Below are 17,405 nucleotides of genomic sequence, written 5' to 3'. Positions count from 1 at the left end.
CTTGAGATCTTTCGTACAGTGTACCCTTACAGCGTATTCTTTATCAATTAAATGCGTATTATGTGCCCGTAATTGCCAGCGAGATCATAATGATGGCGCGTTTTAGGCATGCTATGCGTCAAAAAAATATCACCACACGAACAATAAGTGTGAAACTAGTCACGTATGCAGAATTTATACTTTTTTATATGTGACCTATGTCCTAACTTATTTTTCAACGTTAAGTATGATTAAGCAAGTTGGTGAGCACAACTCACAAAAATATCGCCAACAAATCGACATTTATAATTCGCTATAAGCTGCTGTTTATCTGGTGACATCGCTAATCGGGGTAATTTATTCAGATTAAAGAGGTCAATGGACATGACAGACCAAGCTTTTTTTAAATATGTACGCACCTTCAGTGAGTACCAAAAACGTTCTATGTTCGGTGGTATTGGTTTATTCACCGATGATGCTATGTTTGCGCTTGTCAGCAATGATTGCTGCTACTTACGTGGTGGTAATGGGCTAGATGAAGTGTTTACTCAACTGAGCTGTGAGAAGTATAAGCACGTCAAAAAACAGACGACGGCAACCGTAAATTATTATGATGTAACCGATTTATTCGAATCCGGATATATAGGGCTTGATGAACTGGTACAGAAATCAATTGAATACTCAATTAAGGAACGGAAATATCAAAAGTCCTCTGCCAGTAGACGCTTAAGAGACTTACCCAACATGCAGCTAACCCTTGAACGTATGGTCAAGAAAGCCGGTGTTGATGACGTAGAAACCTTTTTAGAACTTGGACCTGTAAAAGTCTTCAACAAAGTTAAAACGGCTTACGGTAATGATGTTGATGTAAAGCTACTGTGGAAATTTGCTGGTGCAACTGATGGCATACATTGGAAACTGATCCAAGAGCCGCGTAAAAAACAGTTATTGGCACTGTGTGACTAAGCGAAGCTGATCGCACAATGATTGACTCGTTTCGATGGAGTTAGCGGGTCGTAAAGGCAAGTGTGAAAAGCGGAAAAAGGACGTTGAAGTTTTTTACCACTTCATTGAGTTAGTCATTAAATTAGACAAAAAAACCGAGGCAGAGACCTCGGTTTTTGTTTTTTAATTTGCTCTTTTCTTACAGCACAAATCTTAAAACTTAAAACGCGTAGTGAACATTACCTGATCACCGTAAAAATCGTTGATACGTGCTTCAGCACCCAAAGAGAAAAGCTCTGTTGAGTGGAATCGAGCGTAGGCAGAGCCAGTCCAATCGTCATCGTTATCGATAGAAACGTAGCCGACTTTGCCGCCTACTTCTAATTGAGGGCCTAACCATTGGCGAACACCTAAGTTAAGCTCCATACCAACATCTGTGCTGCTCTCATTCGAAGGTTGTACAACGCGCATTAGCATTTCACCAGTAAGATCTGCCCAGTTGTTTAGCGGAGAATGGAAGCCAAAGCCTGCAGCTGAGTCAAAATCACTTTCAAACTCAGAGTCAATACGAGCAATAACATGCGCGTTCGGGTGAATTGATTTGCTGAATCCAGCACCAAATGTCACAGGACTTGCGCCAATACGTGCTTCGAAATAGTCGTAGCTAAAGTTGCTCATAGTTGCTGGCGCATTGCGATCGTTTGCAGCTAGGGCATGGCTTGATGCCACTAGTAAGGCAGCGGCTAATAGTGTTTTACGCATAACTAACGATAAACCTTGTTCATTATTTCCATGGATTCAAGCAACCACTTGAACCGTAATCTGATTTGTCCGACATCATAATAAAAAGGAAGGTCGACGACCAACAAAAATGTGTCGATGTTTTGTCAATTAACTTAATAGTTCCTTGGTTTAAGCAAAAACTACGCCATATACGTAGTGTCCGAGAATTTCACTCGGACAAGTAACGATGTTTTTCTAACCTCATTCGACTATGCGAGGTTAGGTGGTGCAATGAGCATCGTTGAGTTCAAGTTAGAACCAAACACTTTATTACTCGCCAAAGCTTGCTCTTCTTTCTGCCATGGCGTTGAGGATTGCCTCAGAATCAAGGATTTGAGTCCAGGATAGCAGGTTATCATCATTCTCAATCACAAACGCGGTAAGCTGAGACACGATTGCTTTTCTCAATGCTTCACCTTTCCAAGGTTTGGCAATGTAATAATCGAGACTCGCGTTATTTACGGCTTCTACGGTGTCTTCCAAACCAGCTTGTCCTGTGAGTAAAACTTTGCGCGCTGCTTTTGTGTCACCATTTTGACTGAGTTCGATTAAGAAGCTGATCCCAGTTTGTTCCGGCATAATGTGGTCACATAAAATGAGCGCAAGCTGAACTTCTTCTTCCGCCATCTCCTCAATCACTTGCCGAGCTTCAGTCACCGATTCCGCTCCTTCGACGACAAAGTTCTCCTCGAAGGGAGCAAGATCTTGGAGCACGCTATCCAAGACTTCTCGTTCGTCATCGACACATAAAATTAGATACTTGGTCATGTTTCATCTCCTTCTTCGATGACTGGTAACCAGACGGTCATTCGTGTGAACTGGCCGATCTCTGATTCGACGTCAATCCACCCTCTGTGTGCTGTTACGATTTGCTGGCAGATGGACAGCCCGATGCCTAAGCCAAAATTACCTTCTTTTTTTGTGGTGAAGTTCAGCTCGAAAATGGCGTCTCTTTGCGATTCAGGAATGCCACATCCATTATCTTCAAATGAGATAACGGCATAATGTGTGTGCTCTTTTTCTACAAGGCGTGTTTGTATGTTTAACACACCTTTCTCTGGAAATGCGTCAATGGCGTTAGAGACCAAGTTCGTCCACACCTGTTGGAGTGCGATCGGTTGACAAAGGATGGAAGGCAAGTTTGCATAGTCGGTTGAAACTTGGTGCATTTTTAATTTGTTCTCGAAAATCACCAAGGTGTCTTCAATGCCCTCATGAATATCGGCATAGTGCAGGGTCTCATCATCTGACCGAGCATATCCTTTCAGGCTTTTTACCATATCAGCAATTCGTGCTGCACAGACATTAATTGAGCGAAGTGTAGAACCTGCTTTGTGGTATTGCTCTAGTGTATTGAGAGCATGATAAGACGCTTGCTGCTTTCTCGTTAGTTGGGTAAGTAGCTCGTGATCGGATTCTAAACCAAGGCTCACCACTTTCTTTGCCAACGCTCGGTCTGGAAGAGTATGGCTAAGCGCTTTTACGCGTGATCTGAGCTCGGCGGTTGAAGCGGGTTTTGAGGTTTGCGCTTTGTTCAGTAATTCAATGCCTTTGGTTTGTATATCGGAACTGGGCGCATCGTTAAGTAATCGTTCTAGTGTATGCGTTAAATTCTCTACGCCTCTTAATATCGCGGCTACTGGATTGTTTAGTTCGTGGGCCACTCCCGCAACCAATTGACCAAGCATCGCCATTTTTTCTCTTTCAATGAGCTGCTGGTGGGCTGATTCTAAAGATTCGAGCGTTTTTTGAAGTTGCAGTTTGGTGTTGATGCTTCTTTGCAATCGGCGGTTGAAGTGGCGTAAGAGCAAGTTTGTAAAAAGAGGCAGTAAGTTTGAGTCGCTTTGCATCACTTTATTGAATACGTTGCGATCGAGTTTGATAACTTCTGTTTTGGTTAGTGTTAGAGCTGTCGAGAAAGAACATTCCCCAGTAACAAACGACATGCCTCCGACAATATTCCCTTTGTTATGGCGTACAACCTCTCGCTGCATGCCTTGCTCATCGCGCTTGTACAGAGCCACTTCACCTTCGGTGATAAACCACAAAAAGCTATTTGGCTCGCCTTCCACGGTTAACAAATGTTCAGGTGAGTATGTACGGCACGCTCTTGTTTCGTCATTATCTTTGAAAAATTGCTGGAGAGCGGAGATCACTTGCTCGGCTAACTCGGCATCAGACATCGAGTGGTAGTCGTGTAAGAATCCGGCTTGATAATGGCTCATCTGGTTATTGATGTGCGCTCGCAACAAGCTGTGATGATCCAATATCTGACTGTAACTTAGCAGGTCTTCTTTGCCATTTCGCAAGATAAATTGGGTCAGCTCTTTTTGCACTGTGTTAAATAAGACGTGATCTGGCAAAGGTTTAGTGAGGCAGTGGTCGAGCCTGCCCTCATTAACGGCAGTGAGAATTGCCTCTATATCAGACGAGCAGCTAATAAGAATTTTTCTTGCTTGCTCGGTATGTGGCATCCGGTCTAAACCAATAAGAAAATCCACGCCGTTAAAATGAGCGTGATGGCTCGCTATAACTAAAGCAACAGTCTGTTCTCTTTCTTCTAGATACTCTAAAGCGCTTTGAGCCTCTTCTATCGATTCGACAGAAAATATATCAAACTTACTTGAGAAGGCAGACAGCTCCAATCGAAACTGTTCAGCACTGATTGGGTTGTTGTCGAGACACAACACAGCATAACGATTCACAGATGTTTTAGCTCCGGTTAAAACTTCGCCACGCAAACTTTAACAATAAAAGGACATGATGAGTGGGAGCCAAGTATGATTCCTGATTAATGGACTAGAATAAGCATCAATAGTCTGATTTGTCTCAATGTTTTCTCCGCAGGTGGTTTGGGGTAGACTGACCGAAAATATCTAATAAGTGACGTTATGCAAAATCTTAAAAAAATCGGCGCCATTGGTGGTGCTATCTCATTAGCGCTGTGTTGGCCATTGGCTGTCGGACAAATTGGTCAGTCCATCATTGAAGATGGTATTACCAATATGAATGATGAAATGATTAAAGGCGAAGTGGTCGAGTATCAGCGTGGCTATTTGTCTTCAGTCGTGCTGACTCGTTATTCAGTTGTTGATCCTGAGCTTAAAACGCAGTTAGAGCGTGATGGTATGCCAACGACGTTTGACGTAACCAGTGATGTTAGCCACGGTCTAACAAGCCTAACAGCAGATTCAAAATTGGTGGACAATGACTTTTTGCCTCTCACGATGCATAGCCAGACTCAACTAAATGGCAATACAGTATTTATCCTCGACCTAGATAGTTGGCATTATCGTAACGAAGCGCAAGGTGTTTCTGTTTCTACAAGCCCTGCAAAAGTAACAGGTGATGTGACGGTGTTGGGTGATCTCAATTACCAAGTTTCTGTTCCTTCTGTTCAAGTGGATTTTGAAAACGGTGAAGAGCTTCATCTGAATGCATTGACAGGGCAAGGTAAAGGAAAGCAAGCAAAAGGCTACTGGTTAGGCGAGCAGTCTTTCTCTCTAGAGAAGCTAGATGTGGTTGATGCGAACTTAACGCCTATCTTTTTGATTGAAAATGCGAGCTACCGTGGTAACACTACGATGAGTGAGTCTGGTGATAAGCTGAACAGTCAATTAAACCTAGATGCTAAGAAATTACGTTTAACTGATGGGACGGATGTCGATAACTTTAAGTTGGATTTCTCAATTGCAGATGTGGATAGCCAGTCTTTTGATCAAATTATGTCTATCTATCAAAGCTCTCCTATGTTAGATGAGCAGGAAATTGCGAGCTTATTGCCGCATGTCGATACGCTGTTTAGCAAAGGTTTTGATTTATCCGTGAACGAGCTTTCACTCGCGTTCGGTGACGGCAAGTTCCACAATGAGTGGCAACTATCCATCCCTGAAGGTACTGAGCATATTTCTCAAGATCCAATGAAGTTGGTGACGGCCACTACTGGTGAACTTAGCACTTACTTCTCTGATGAATTAGTAACGCATTACCCATTTATTCAAGAAGGGATTGATGAGCTCCTTATTATGGAGTTGATCGAAAAAGTAGAGGGCGGTTATCAATTAAAAGCAGAAATTGGTGAAGGCAAATTGAAGTTCGAAAATGGGCATGAGTTCCCATTGGTGGCTCTACTTATGCCTGCTTTGATGCAACAACAGTAATTCGTGTTGTTGCGAATTTGTTCCAATTCAACGCTTAGTCTTTAAAAAGAGGTCGTAAGACCTCTTTTCTTGTTTTTATCACTGCGAAAACGTGATATTAATTTCGTAATATTTACATAGCAGGAGCAATGAGCATCATGGAACAAAATACGGACAACGTATTTAACTTCAGTGCAGGGCCAGCAGGTCTGCCTAAAGCAGTTATGCAGCAAGCACAACAGGAACTAATCGATTGGCAAGGTCTTGGCACTTCGGTCATGGAAATCAGCCACCGAAGCAAAGAGTTCATCAAAGTTGCAGAAGAAGCCGAGCAGGATTTACGTGATCTTCTGAACATTCCGGACAACTATAAAGTGCTGTTCTGCCAAGGTGGTGCTCGTGCTCAGTTTGCTGCTGTTCCTCTAAACTTACTTGGTGATGCCGATACGGCAACTTACATCGATGGTGGTTATTGGGCTGAAAGCGCGGTAGCTGAAGCGAAAAAATACTGCGAACCAGACGTGTTTGATGCAAAAACAGAAATCAACGGGAAAGTCGCGGTTCTACCTGCAAGTGAATGGAAAATTGCTCCAGAAGCGGCTTACGTTCACTTCTGTCCAAATGAGACCATTGATGGTATTGAGATTAACGATCTTCCTATCACCGACAAACCGATTGTTGCTGACATGTCTTCGACAATTCTTTCTCGTGAAATCGATGTGTCTAAATACGGTGTGATTTACGCGGGCGCTCAGAAAAATATTGGTCCTTCCGGCATTGCTATTGCTATCGTGCGCGATGATTTATTAGGTATGGCGAAGCAGGTACTACCAAGTATTTTGGATTACACTGTTTTGGCAGAAAAAGAATCAATGTTCAACACACCACCAACCTTTGCATGGTACCTGTCTGGTCTTGTTTTCAAATGGCTGAAGGCACAGGGTGGAGTAAAAGCAATTGAGCAAGTGAACCGCGCTAAAGCCGCGCTACTGTATGATTACATCGATCAGTCTGATTTCTACCGTAATGGCGTGCACTCAGCAAACCGTTCTTTGATGAACGTGCCATTTCAACTTGCTAAGCCTGAACTGGATGCAACCTTCCTTGAGCTAGCAGACTCTAAAGGGCTGAAAGCGCTAAAAGGTCATCGAGCAGTTGGTGGTATGCGAGCATCCATTTATAACGCAATGCCGCTAGAAGGCGTTCAAGCGTTAGTAGACTTCATGCAAGAGTTTGAGAAAAACTACGCGTAAGCTCAAACTGATAGTTGTTCTCCAAAGCGTCGATATTGCGGCGCTTTTGTTTATCTCAACTCACATCATTCCAGGAAGGTAAAATGACCAAGGCAAATATTGAAGCGCTGACTAAGCAGTTCCCACTCTTGGCAGCACTTATTGATCTTGAAGAGGTTTGTTGGTTCAACCCCCATATCACTTCCTTGGAGGAAGGCTTACCTCATGTCGGGTTAGATGAAAAAGATATTCAAGCGGCGAGTGAACGGCTAACACGATTTGCGCCTTATTTGATGAAAGCGTTTCCCGAAACGGAAACGTCGCGTGGCGTTATTGAGTCCGCAGTGGTGGATATTCCCAATATGAAAGTGCGTTTGGAGCAGCAATACGACACGCCAATATTGGGCCATTTAATGCTCAAAAAAGACAGTCATTTGCCAATTTCTGGTTCGATCAAAGCGAGAGGTGGTATTTATGAAGTGCTCACTCATGCAGAAAAGTTGGCGTTTGATGCCGGCTTGCTCTGTGAAAGCGATGATTACAGCAAATTGTTCAGCAATGAGTTTCGGCAGTTTTTTAAGCAGTACAGTATTGCGGTTGGCTCAACCGGCAATCTTGGTATGTCCATCGGCATCATGAGTGCGAAGCTGGGTTTTTCAGTTTCAGTCCACATGTCTGCGGATGCGCGGGAATGGAAGAAAAATAAGCTCCGGTCGCATGGTGTTAATGTCGTAGAGCACCAAGAAGATTATGGTATTGCTGTCGAGCAAGGTCGTAAAGAGGCAGAAAAAGATCCCAACTGTTTCTTTATCGATGATGAAAACTCACGGACGCTGTTTCTAGGTTACTCTGTTGCGGGTGAGCGTCTTAAGCAGCAATTTGATGACTTGGGAATCGTGGTTGATGAGCATCATCCATTGTTTGTTTATCTTCCTTGTGGTGTTGGCGGCGGGCCTGGTGGCGTGGCATTTGGCTTGAAGGTAGCATTTGGCGAGCATGTCCACTGTATTTTCGCAGAGCCAACGCACTCACCGTGCATGCTGTTGGGCGTACATACAGGCTTGCATGACGATATTTCGGTGCAAGATCTGGGTATCGATAACATCACCGCCGCTGATGGTTTGGCAGTCGGGCGTGCCTCGGGATTTGTCGGAAGAGCGATGGAAAGGCTACTTGATGGTTTTTACACCATTGATGACGCTCGTATGTATCACCACTTGGGTGAGTTAAGTGAACTGGAAGGTATTAATCTAGAGCCTTCTGCATTAGCCGGTATGATTGGGGCAGTGCACGTCTCGAATAACCATGCTTATCAGTCTCGAATGAAATTTGACGAAGAAAAACTCAAAAACGCAACACATCTTGTTTGGGCAACAGGTGGGGGCATGGTTCCGGAAGATGAAATGGCGGCTTATCTCAAAAAATCTGGTCGGTAAATCAGCACTGTATACGTGCTTAATTAGGTAACTAATAATACAGGAATAACAAAAGGGCTCATCGTTTGATGAGCCCTTCTCGTCACTGAAAATCGAATTATAGAGATTGTAATAGCTGGTAGTAACGACCTTTTTGAGCGAGTAGCGTTGGATGGTCGCCTTGTTCGATGATCTCACCTTGTTCCATCAAACAGATGCTATCCATACTTTCTAACTCTATCAGTCGGTGTGTAATGAATACTACTGTCTTATTAGCAAAGTGTTCATTGAAAAGCGCCATCACTTTTTGTTCCGTACGCTTATCGAGGCCTTCAGTCGGTTCATCTAAGAGTAGGATTGGGGCATCACGTAGCAATGCTCGAGCAATACCGATTCGGCGTTTCTCACCACCAGATAACTGACGGCCGCCGTCGCCTAACCAAGCGTCTAACCCCGGCTCTTCAAGAAGTCCGCCAAGCTCGACTTTTTGTAAAATAGTAGACAGTTGCTCATCACTTGCATCCGGAGCGGCCATGAGTAAGTTGTCACGTAGTGTCCCGTTTAGTACATCTACGCGTTGACTGACCACAGTCATTGCTGCCCGCAGGTCCGACTCGCTCCAATCTTGCAGTTTTGTACCACCGATTCGAACTTCACCTTGGTTAACATCCCAGTAGCGGCAAAGAAGCTGAATCAGTGTTGATTTACCTGAACCTGTTTGACCTACAATTGCAGTTTTAGTGCCCAACGGTAGTGAGAGTGACAAGTCTTTCAGTACCTTTTGCTGACCGTCAGGGTAAGTAAAATCTATGTTGTCGAATTCAATGTCTAACGTTGTGTCTTTATGTCTCGACTGCTCAGGGAAGACAACGTCAGGTTCAGCCAAAATTACTTCATTTAAACGACGAGCAGAGGTCAACGTTTGACCGAGATACTGGAATGCGCCCGCGATAGGCATCAGAATCTCAAAGCTCGCCATGGTTGCAAACGCAAACAGCGCAATCCAAGGATCAGGAGCACGACCACCTACACCGTCTGCAGCAAACCAAAGCATCACAACCAGTGTAAGGCCGTTCACCAGCATAAGCAGGCCTGAAGCCATGCCCGTTAAATTCGCGTTCACAAATTGGTTAGACAGCAACTGCTTCTGCTTCTCTAGAATGAGATTACGATAACGTTCTTCTGCTCCAAAGATACTCAGTTCACTGTAGCCTTGAAGCCAGTCCAGTGTCGCCACTCGCAATTGCGCTTTATGATGAGTGAGATTCTCGCCATTGTTTTTACCCAGTTTATAGAACAGTACTGGCCATACAAACAACATGACGGTAAGAATCGAGCCAAGCAGTAGGGCGAGATGCCAATCAAAGAAAGCCAGGACAGCCGTTAAACTCAATATGCCAAAAACACCAATCACGACAGGGCTGATAAGTCGAAGGTAAACGTGATCCATCGCATCTACGTCCGCTACTAGGCGGTTGAGCAGATCGGCATCACGCATCGTAGAAACACGACCCGGAATCAGTGGTGCAAGTTGCTTAAAGAAGAAGATACGTAGATCGGTAAGCAGCTTGAACGTTGCATTGTGGCTAACGACACGTTCTCCCCATCGACCTGCGGTTCGAGCCATTGCAGCGCCGCGTACCCCGGCACCTGGTAACATGTAGTTGAAGGTCTCACGAGCAACCGTCAAGCCTGCCACCGCTGCGGCTGAAATAAACCAACCTGATAGCGTTAATAAGCCAATAGACGCCGCTAAGGTCAGAAATGCCAGTAGCATACCTAGCGAAAGACCAAACCAGTGTTTCTTATAGAGTTTAAGATAAGGGAGTAAATCACGCATCTAAGTTCCCCTTGTCTGTTTCACGTTGTGCGAGGTTCGCTTCCAACATGTCTTTAAATAAGCCATCTTCTGTCGACAGTGTGGCGTAATCACCACGTTGAACAATCTGACCGTCCTGCATAACAAGAATTTGCGATACGTTTTGTAAAGGCGCAAGTTGGTGAGTAATCATCAAATTCGTTGTGGCATACGCATACTTGTTAATGCCTTCCATCACGAGTTTTTCACTGCGAGCATCTAAGCTTGCGGTTGGTTCATCTAACAACCAAAAACGACCATTTTGTAGCATGGCGCGAGCCAGTGCTAAACGCTGCGCTTGGCCGACAGATAAACCACCAGAACGATCAGATATCGGATAATCCAACCCATGCATTTCAACAAATTCAGCAGCGTGAGAGTCATTCAACACAGAATGTACGTCAGCATCCTGAATATTGTGCTTACCTAGTGTGATGTTATCTCGAATGCTACCGTGTAATAGCATCGGGTTTTGACCAATCCAGCTTACTGCCTCTCGCCATGTGGCTAGATCCAGTTGCGACAATTCGCAGCCATTAATTTTTAAGCTACCTTGATAAGGCATGAAACCGAGGATTGTGTTTACCAAACTTGTTTTACCTGCGCCACTTGGTCCAACCAACGCTGTACTTTTGTTGGCTTCAAGAGAGAAGGATAGGGGACCTGCGAGCTGCTTACCTTCCGGACTAAAAATGGTTAACTGGTCCGCTTCAATATGGATAGGGCTGTTTTTATCTAACGCTTGGGTACCATCTTTGATTTGATCGACTTCCAAATCCAGAAACTCGACAATGCTTTCTGCTGCGCCAACCGCTTGCTGTTTCGCATGATAGAACGTGCCCAAATCACGTAATGGCTGATAAAACTCTGGCGCAAGAATCAGAATGAACAAACCAGCAAAGAGCGTAACACCTGTGCCGTAGTAGCCGAAGTCCAGCTCCCCGATATAACTAAAGCCAAAGTAGACAGCGGTAATTGCGATAGAAATAGAAGTAAAAAACTCTAACACCGCAGAAGACAGAAACGCGATTTTCAGAACGTCCATGGTACGAGTACGAAAGACTTCTGAAGCCCCCTTTAGCGTCTCAGTTTCAGATTTTGTTCTATCGAATAAGCGAATGGTTGTCATTGCTTGCAAGCGGTCATAAAAGTGACCCGACAAACGCTGCATCGCTTTAAAGTTTTTACGATTTGCTTCTGCGGCTTTCATCCCAACCAGTGCCATGAAAATAGGCACTAGTGGTGCAGTGACTAGGAAGATCAAGCCTGCTGCCCAGTTTACTGGGAATACGACAACCAAAATGATGAAAGGCACTAGTACCGATAATGACATTTGAGGCAAATAGCGTGAGAAGAAATCTTGCATATCTTCTACCTGCTCTAAGATGAGCGTTGCCCAACTGCCAGCGGGTTTGCCTTTGATGTAAGCTGGCCCAAGTTTATGAACTTTATCTAAAATGAGTTGGCGAATATAAACTCGAATTTGCTCCCCGCAACGGTAACCGGCAAGCTCTCGACCCCAGGTACAAGCAGCTCGACCGATAACCGTGCCACCGAGCCCAACAAAATGCCAAATGAGGTCTGCTTTGTCGACTTGGTCAATGATTAACTGGTGCAGAATGGAGGCGAGCAGGGCTGCTTGAGCCAATAAAAACACGCTTGAAAGTACGCCTAGGCCTATCGCAATCATAAGCCAGCGCTTGGCTAACTTACTTTGTTGCTTCAGCCACTTATTCAAGCTGCTTTGCTTTTTCTTATCCATCGTGAAGGCTTAATGATAATTGTTTTAATGAGGCGGTAGTATACAAAAGAAAACCCAGCGGGAATACCGCTGGGCTTTAAGGATATGACACAAATGTGAAAAGTTATTTGTCACCAAGTGAGTCTAAGAAACGTTCAGCATCTAATGCAGCCATACAACCTGTACCTGCAGAGGTGATCGCTTGACGGTAGTTGTGGTCCATTACGTCGCCAGCTGCAAATACACCTTCGATACTAGTTTGTGTTGCGTTGCCTTCAAGACCTGATTGAACGATGATGTAGCCATCTTTCATGTCTACTTGGCCTTCAAAGATTTGTGTGTTTGGCTGGTGGCCAATTGCGATGAATGCACCCATTACATCGATATCTTCTGTCGCACCGCTGTTCACGTCTTTAATGCGGACGCCCGTTACGCCCATATCGTCACCCAGTACTTCATCGAGAGTGCGATCGGTATGAAGAACGATATTACCGCTTTCAACTTTATCCATCAGACGTTTCACAAGGATCTTCTCTGCGCGGAATGAATCGCGGCGGTGGATCAGGTGAACTTCTGACGCAATGTTAGATAGGTATAGCGCTTCTTCAACAGCCGTGTTACCACCGCCCACAACTGCAACTTTCTGATTACGGTAGAAGAAACCGTCACAGGTTGCACAAGCAGAAACGCCGCGACCTTTAAATGCTTCTTCAGACTCAAGGCCAAGGTATTTTGCTGATGCGCCGGTAGATATGATTAAGGCATCACAAGTGTACTCACCTGAGTCGCCTTTTAAACGAAATGGGCGTTGTGATAGCTCTACTTCATTGATGTGATCAAATACGATTTCAGTTTCGAAACGCTCGGCGTGTTCTTTCATGCGATCCATCAATGCTGGACCTGTCAGTCCCTCAGCATCGCCTGGCCAGTTTTCAACTTCAGTTGTGGTGGTTAGCTGACCACCTTGTTGCATTCCCGTCACAAGCACAGGGTTTAAGTTTGCACGCGCTGCGTAGACGGCAGCTGTGTATCCTGCAGGACCAGAACCAAGAATTAATAATTTACAGTGTTTTACGTCGCTCATTATGGCTCCAAAAAGGGCGTAACATTTCCCTCGATTGTATGGAAATTCTTAGTGCTTTAAAAGCATAAACAACGATTGTGATCGAATAATTGGTTATAGATTAGAACCCACTAAATATTGATAGAGAACGTTGACTTCTAGCATAAAATTCTATTCGTAGTAGAGAAGTCTAGTTTCAAATATTGTCAAAGCGTAAAACTGAAACATGGCTCTGTTTTTGTGGTTTGATTTGGTTTGTTATGTTGTTTTCGTCGTTTTGTTGAAGCTATCGACGTTAAAAGCTGGTAATTGCAGAATATTTGCGTAACCTAGTGTGTAAATTAAATGTTAATTAATGTGCCTCATTAAAGGAGCAAATGATGTTACATTCACGTGAGAATACTCTACATTTAACACAGCTCAGCATGGCAGCAATTGAGCAGCTTTCCCCATCGTTTGAAGAACTGCCTCGTACCGAACATGCAGATGGTCAGTATCGACTACGACGTTATTCTGTGGTTGGTTTTGATAACGGCAAAGTCATCGACTTAAATAAAAATAGCTTTGTTCAATCCTCTGATATCAACCGATTTCAAGGTGATGTAGTAAGACAATTCGAGCCAATTGAGAAGGATATTCTTACCAGCGATGGCTTTCGGGAAATGTGTGAATTGTTTGTCAATGTGAATCATCTGCCAAACGGTCAAGAAATAGAAATTCACCAAATCCGTATCAGGGCACTGGAAGAAGAAACCCAAGTAGCACCTGAAGGTGTGCACCAAGACGGTTTTGATCACATTGCAATGGTTGGTGTGGGACGCCATAACATCATCGGTGGCGACATCATGCTGTACAGCAGCCATAACCAAGCCCCATTTTTCCGTAAAGTGCTAGAAACCGGAGAGGTCGCAATCTTGGCTGATAGCAAGCTGTGGCATAACGCGTGCCCAATCCGCTCTGTTATTGATGACGAAGCGGGCCATATGGATGTATTTGTACTTACTGCTACGGATAAGCGTAATGAACTTCAATCTTAATCAGATCAGAGAGCAATTTCCGGCGTTGGCTCAATACCACAACGACAAGCCCGTGACGTTTTTTGATGGTCCAGGTGGCTCACAAGTGCCTCAACCAGTACTAGACAGCATGGTTGGGTATTTAGGTCGTTTCAACGCTAACTTAGGCGGGCATTATTTTTCTAGCCAAGTGACCGTTGACGTAATGCAAAATGCGCGTGAGTCGGCTCAGGCGCTACTTAATGCCCCTTCATCTGGCAATATTGTCTTCGGTGCCAATATGACCTCACTAACCTTTCAGCTTAGTCGCGCGATTAGTCGAGATTGGCAAGCAGGAGATGAGATCATTGTCTCCGCTTTGGATCACTATTCAAATGTATCCAGCTGGCAGCAAGCGGCAGAAGATAAAGGCGTTACGGTTCATCAAGTTCGTATCAACGAAGAAGATTGTACGCTGGATATGGAGCATTTAAGCCGCCTTCTTTCTGATAAAACGCGCCTTGTCGCTGTGACTTATGCATCGAACACGACGGGTTCTATTGTGGATGTACAGCAAGTAGTCAGCATGGCGCACAATGTTGGGGCACAAGTTTATGTGGATGCCGTCCATTATGCGCCTCATCATTTGGTTGATGTTCAAGCGTTAGGTTGTGACTTTTTAGCTTGCTCAGCTTACAAGTTTTTCGGACCGCACGTTGGTATTGCTTACATAGCCGATCAGTGGCTCCACAGTATTCGCCCTTACAAAGTCGAGCCTGCCACTAATATAGGCCCAGGTCGATTTGAAACAGGAACGCAAAGTTTTGAAGGTCTTGCTGGTGTCGTTTCTGCGGTTGAGTATCTGGCTCAATTTGGTGAAGTCGGTTTACCTCTTCGCCAACGATTGGAGCAAAGCTACCAACTGTATGAACAACATGAACAGCGCTTGAGTGAGCGTTTCTTACAGCGTTTGAATGCATTAGATGGTGTCAATCTATTCGGTATCGCAAAGGAAGATAGCCAACTCCGCACGCCAACTTTTGCGCTAACGTTTGACCGATATTCTCCAGAGTTCATCGCGAAAACACTGGGTGAACATAACATTTGTGTATGGAATGGTCACTTTTATGCGTTGGGCTTAGTTCGTCAACTTGGTTTAGAAGAATCGGGTGGTGTAGTGCGAATTGGTTGTATGCATTACAACACAATAGAAGAAGTCGATATGTTATTCGATGTGCTAGAAAGCATCCTTGACGCATAACTAACGATTTCTTCCTAATAGAAAAACAAAAGCTCGAGTCAAACTCGAGCTTTTTTCGTTTTTATTTGAATCAACGCGTTTTACAAGCGATTACTCACTAACTTCAACTTCATAGGAAGTGAATTTTCTTACATTAATAACGCCAGTATCAAAGATGAGGTATTGACCTTTAATGCCTTGCAAAGTGCCAGTAACAACCGGGTTTTTATCGAAGTTATGCGAAGTGATCTTCGTTGGGTGCTGTTGTACCGGGTAGCTAAGGTCGGTAATGCTTTCGTTTAATACTTCAATGGCATCTTCGCCGAATTGCTGTTTTATCTCGGCAATTTTCTCTTCGACTAAAGGCAATAGCTCAGCAAAACGGTCCTGCAATGCCATAGGTTCACCGTCACCTTTAAGCAGTGTGCGCCAATTGGTCTTGTCTGCGATATGTTTCGCCAGTTCAACTTCAATTAAACCGGAGATATGGCGAGTTTTTACTTTAAAAATTGGCAAGCCCTGAGTCGCGCCTTGGTCAATCCAACGAGTCGGGATTTGAGTATGACGAGTAATACCAACTTTTAAGCTGGATGTGTTGGACAGGTAGACAAAGTGATCCACCATGCAATTCTCTTCACCCCATTGTGGTTCGCGACAAGTCCCTTGATCGTAGTGGCAGGTCTCTGGCTTCATGATACACATGTCGCAGCTTGCTAGCTTTTTCATGCATACAAAACAGTGGCCTTGCGAATAACTCTTTTTCGTTTTCTTTCCACATGAGCAACAAAAAATATTGCCAGTGTGAGTCAGTGTGAGCGTTTTACCCAGAAACGGAGTTAAGTCGATTTCTTCCTCACCGACAGGAAGACGGTAGTTGACGGCACCGTCCAGAGAAGCACGCATTTTGTTTAGCGTGCCAGTTGCAATTAATGACATGACATTACTCATTATTGTGTTTTTGCACAGTATATACTGAAGTGGAGAAGAGATGCAGGGTTGACAGGAGCTTTAAAGTAAATGTCTTGCACTAAATTATTATGCATCGTGTTTTATTTTCTAAAAATTATGGCTGTGAAATGCTTCGCAAATAGAAGTTGAGCTGCACTTTTTAGAAATTTTAAAACGTGATAACGGTTCAAAATCCGTTACTATGTGTCGAAACTAAGAATTGAATGAGAAAGTGATTTTATTTCTTGATAAATCACCTTGATTTCATTTTTTGAAATTATTGAACCTCACGTATTGCATATAATCTCAGCAGGTCACTTGCCCATGAAGTGGATCCATAACTTTATCTTTGCTCTTTCTATTTGCACTATCAGCTTGGTTGCCCTTTATAGTGTGCTTGGCGATACGCGAAAGCTGACCATTACACCTGAGCATTTCAATATCTATGCAACTAAAGATGCCAGTGAAGGAGGTGTGAGTGAGGCTGATATCACATACGATCGGCAAAGCCTAGTTCTTAGCTGTGAACTAAAGCAGAGCTCGTATGCTTGGCCTTACTGCGGAATCTCGGTTTATACCGATTCAGCAACGCCAACACAGGGTATTGACCTTTCCAACTACCATACGATTCGATTGAAGGTGCGATATGAAGAGGCAGGAATAGGGGCTAACCCTAGCCACGACCTACGTTTGTATCTTCGCAATTATAATTCTGAGTATTCCAAGCCGGACGACGAGTACACCATTAAATATAATGGCATGCAGTTTTCTCCGTCGGGTTCGAGCGATATTGTCGAAATTCCGATTAAAAATCTTCAGGTGATGACCTGGTGGTTAGCGGATAACGGAGTCGCGATTGAGCACTCTGCACCTGAATTTTCAAACATCACACGTATTGATATTGCAACTGGGTCTGGTGCGGCACTTGGTAAACATAGAATTGTGATTGATAAAATTGAGTTTGAAGGCGCTTACCTTGCGCAAGAAACATTGTTGTATGCATTATTACTCTCTTGGATGGCGCTTGGACTGGCTTTTTCTCTGCATGAGTTACGAAAAAATAGAGT

Annotated in this window: 13 protein-coding genes and 1 pseudogene; 7 read left to right on the top strand and 7 right to left on the bottom strand. The window is 44.1% G+C overall.

The window, feature by feature from the left end; genetic code table 11:
• Positions 1–357: 357 nt before the first annotated feature.
• The gene (locus tag IQR33_RS21700) at positions 358–945 is read left to right on the top strand and encodes a TfoX/Sxy family DNA transformation protein (RefSeq protein ID WP_193837440.1); all 588 of its coding nucleotides are present in this window, start codon (positions 358–360) and stop codon (positions 943–945) included.
• Between the two features lie 192 nt (positions 946–1,137).
• Here the strand turns inward: IQR33_RS21700 and IQR33_RS21695 are convergent, their stop codons facing one another.
• The 3 genes from IQR33_RS21695 to IQR33_RS21685 all read right to left on the bottom strand — a co-directional run bounded on the left by IQR33_RS21695 (position 1,138) and on the right by IQR33_RS21685 (position 4,412).
• Positions 1,138–1,686, bottom strand: a complete 549-nt coding sequence (locus IQR33_RS21695) for a hypothetical protein (protein ID WP_005378006.1) — start codon at positions 1,684–1,686, stop codon at positions 1,138–1,140.
• A 291-nt stretch (positions 1,687–1,977) separates the two neighbouring features.
• Positions 1,978–2,475 carry a response regulator gene (locus tag IQR33_RS21690; RefSeq protein WP_005378005.1) on the bottom strand — a complete coding sequence of 166 codons (498 nt, stop codon included), beginning with the start codon at positions 2,473–2,475 and terminating at the stop codon, positions 1,978–1,980.
• Positions 2,472–4,412, bottom strand: coding sequence for an ATP-binding protein (locus tag IQR33_RS21685; protein WP_025766845.1), 1,941 nt, complete (start codon positions 4,410–4,412; stop codon positions 2,472–2,474). The genes IQR33_RS21690 and IQR33_RS21685 overlap by 4 nt, the downstream gene beginning before the upstream one ends.
• A 186-nt stretch (positions 4,413–4,598) precedes the next feature.
• Between IQR33_RS21685 and IQR33_RS21680 the strand changes: the two genes are divergently transcribed.
• The 3 genes from IQR33_RS21680 to IQR33_RS21670 all read left to right on the top strand — a co-directional run bounded on the left by IQR33_RS21680 (position 4,599) and on the right by IQR33_RS21670 (position 8,514).
• On the top strand, positions 4,599–5,867 hold the full coding sequence (locus tag IQR33_RS21680) for a DUF945 family protein (protein WP_193837439.1): 1,269 nt from the start codon (positions 4,599–4,601) through the stop codon (positions 5,865–5,867).
• Positions 5,868–6,004: 137 nt separating this feature from the next.
• The gene (gene serC / locus IQR33_RS21675) at positions 6,005–7,099 is read left to right on the top strand and encodes a 3-phosphoserine/phosphohydroxythreonine transaminase (RefSeq protein ID WP_005378000.1); all 1,095 of its coding nucleotides are present in this window, start codon (positions 6,005–6,007) and stop codon (positions 7,097–7,099) included.
• A gap of 83 nt (positions 7,100–7,182) precedes the next feature.
• Entirely contained in the window at positions 7,183–8,514 is a 1,332-nt protein-coding gene (locus IQR33_RS21670; RefSeq protein WP_053349523.1) for a D-serine ammonia-lyase, read from the top strand.
• Positions 8,515–8,611: 97 nt separating this feature from the next.
• On the opposite strand, the gene cydC is transcribed toward IQR33_RS21670, so the two are convergent.
• The 3 genes from cydC to trxB all read right to left on the bottom strand — a co-directional run bounded on the left by cydC (position 8,612) and on the right by trxB (position 13,176).
• Complete coding sequence (cydC, locus tag IQR33_RS21665; RefSeq protein ID WP_193837438.1) at positions 8,612–10,333, bottom strand: heme ABC transporter ATP-binding protein/permease CydC; 1,722 nt, start codon at positions 10,331–10,333, stop codon at positions 8,612–8,614.
• Positions 10,326–12,113, bottom strand: a complete 1,788-nt coding sequence (gene cydD, locus IQR33_RS21660; RefSeq protein ID WP_193837437.1) for a heme ABC transporter permease/ATP-binding protein CydD — start codon at positions 12,111–12,113, stop codon at positions 10,326–10,328. The genes cydC and cydD overlap by 8 nt, the downstream gene beginning before the upstream one ends.
• A 103-nt stretch (positions 12,114–12,216) precedes the next feature.
• Positions 12,217–13,176, bottom strand: a complete 960-nt coding sequence (gene trxB, locus IQR33_RS21655; protein WP_005377991.1) for a thioredoxin-disulfide reductase — start codon at positions 13,174–13,176, stop codon at positions 12,217–12,219.
• Between the two features lie 359 nt (positions 13,177–13,535).
• Here trxB and IQR33_RS21650 point away from each other — a divergent pair, with 359 nt between their 5' ends.
• Complete coding sequence (locus tag IQR33_RS21650) at positions 13,536–14,192, top strand: 2OG-Fe dioxygenase family protein (protein ID WP_193837436.1); 657 nt, start codon at positions 13,536–13,538, stop codon at positions 14,190–14,192.
• Complete coding sequence (locus IQR33_RS21645; RefSeq protein ID WP_005377986.1) at positions 14,176–15,411, top strand: cysteine desulfurase-like protein; 1,236 nt, start codon at positions 14,176–14,178, stop codon at positions 15,409–15,411. Before IQR33_RS21650 ends, IQR33_RS21645 begins: the two co-directional genes overlap by 17 nt.
• 90 nt (positions 15,412–15,501) lie before the next feature.
• Here IQR33_RS21645 and IQR33_RS21640 read toward each other — a convergent pair whose 3' ends face one another.
• Complete coding sequence (locus IQR33_RS21640; RefSeq protein ID WP_005377984.1) at positions 15,502–16,326, bottom strand: DUF2797 domain-containing protein; 825 nt, start codon at positions 16,324–16,326, stop codon at positions 15,502–15,504.
• 336 nt (positions 16,327–16,662) lie between these two features.
• Between IQR33_RS21640 and IQR33_RS33935 the strand changes: the two are divergent.
• Positions 16,663–17,405 (top strand): annotated as a pseudogene (locus tag IQR33_RS33935) (CIA30 family protein); the annotation flags it as partial.

The sequence above is a fragment of the Vibrio sp. OPT46 genome, assembly GCF_015163535.1.
Taxonomy (GTDB): domain Bacteria; phylum Pseudomonadota; class Gammaproteobacteria; order Enterobacterales; family Vibrionaceae; genus Vibrio; species Vibrio alginolyticus.
The sequence above is the reverse complement of the archived record's forward strand: the minus strand, read 5'-3'. Positions and strand labels throughout refer to the sequence as shown.

Coding starts and splice junctions, on each gene's coding strand:
- cydD (WP_193837437.1), bottom strand. CDS start 12,113: ATGGATAAGAAAAAGCAAAGCAGCTTGAATAAGTGGCTGAAGCAACAA.
- IQR33_RS21690 (WP_005378005.1), bottom strand. CDS start 2,475: ATGACCAAGTATCTAATTTTATGTGTCGATGACGAACGAGAAGTCTTG.
- IQR33_RS21640 (WP_005377984.1), bottom strand. CDS start 16,326: ATGTCATTAATTGCAACTGGCACGCTAAACAAAATGCGTGCTTCTCTG.
- cydC (WP_193837438.1), bottom strand. CDS start 10,333: ATGCGTGATTTACTCCCTTATCTTAAACTCTATAAGAAACACTGGTTT.
- IQR33_RS21670 (WP_053349523.1), top strand. CDS start 7,183: ATGACCAAGGCAAATATTGAAGCGCTGACTAAGCAGTTCCCACTCTTG.
- IQR33_RS21645 (WP_005377986.1), top strand. CDS start 14,176: ATGAACTTCAATCTTAATCAGATCAGAGAGCAATTTCCGGCGTTGGCT.
- serC (WP_005378000.1), top strand. CDS start 6,005: ATGGAACAAAATACGGACAACGTATTTAACTTCAGTGCAGGGCCAGCA.
- trxB (WP_005377991.1), bottom strand. CDS start 13,176: ATGAGCGACGTAAAACACTGTAAATTATTAATTCTTGGTTCTGGTCCT.
- IQR33_RS21695 (WP_005378006.1), bottom strand. CDS start 1,686: ATGCGTAAAACACTATTAGCCGCTGCCTTACTAGTGGCATCAAGCCAT.
- IQR33_RS21650 (WP_193837436.1), top strand. CDS start 13,536: ATGTTACATTCACGTGAGAATACTCTACATTTAACACAGCTCAGCATG.
- IQR33_RS21680 (WP_193837439.1), top strand. CDS start 4,599: ATGCAAAATCTTAAAAAAATCGGCGCCATTGGTGGTGCTATCTCATTA.
- IQR33_RS21700 (WP_193837440.1), top strand. CDS start 358: ATGGACATGACAGACCAAGCTTTTTTTAAATATGTACGCACCTTCAGT.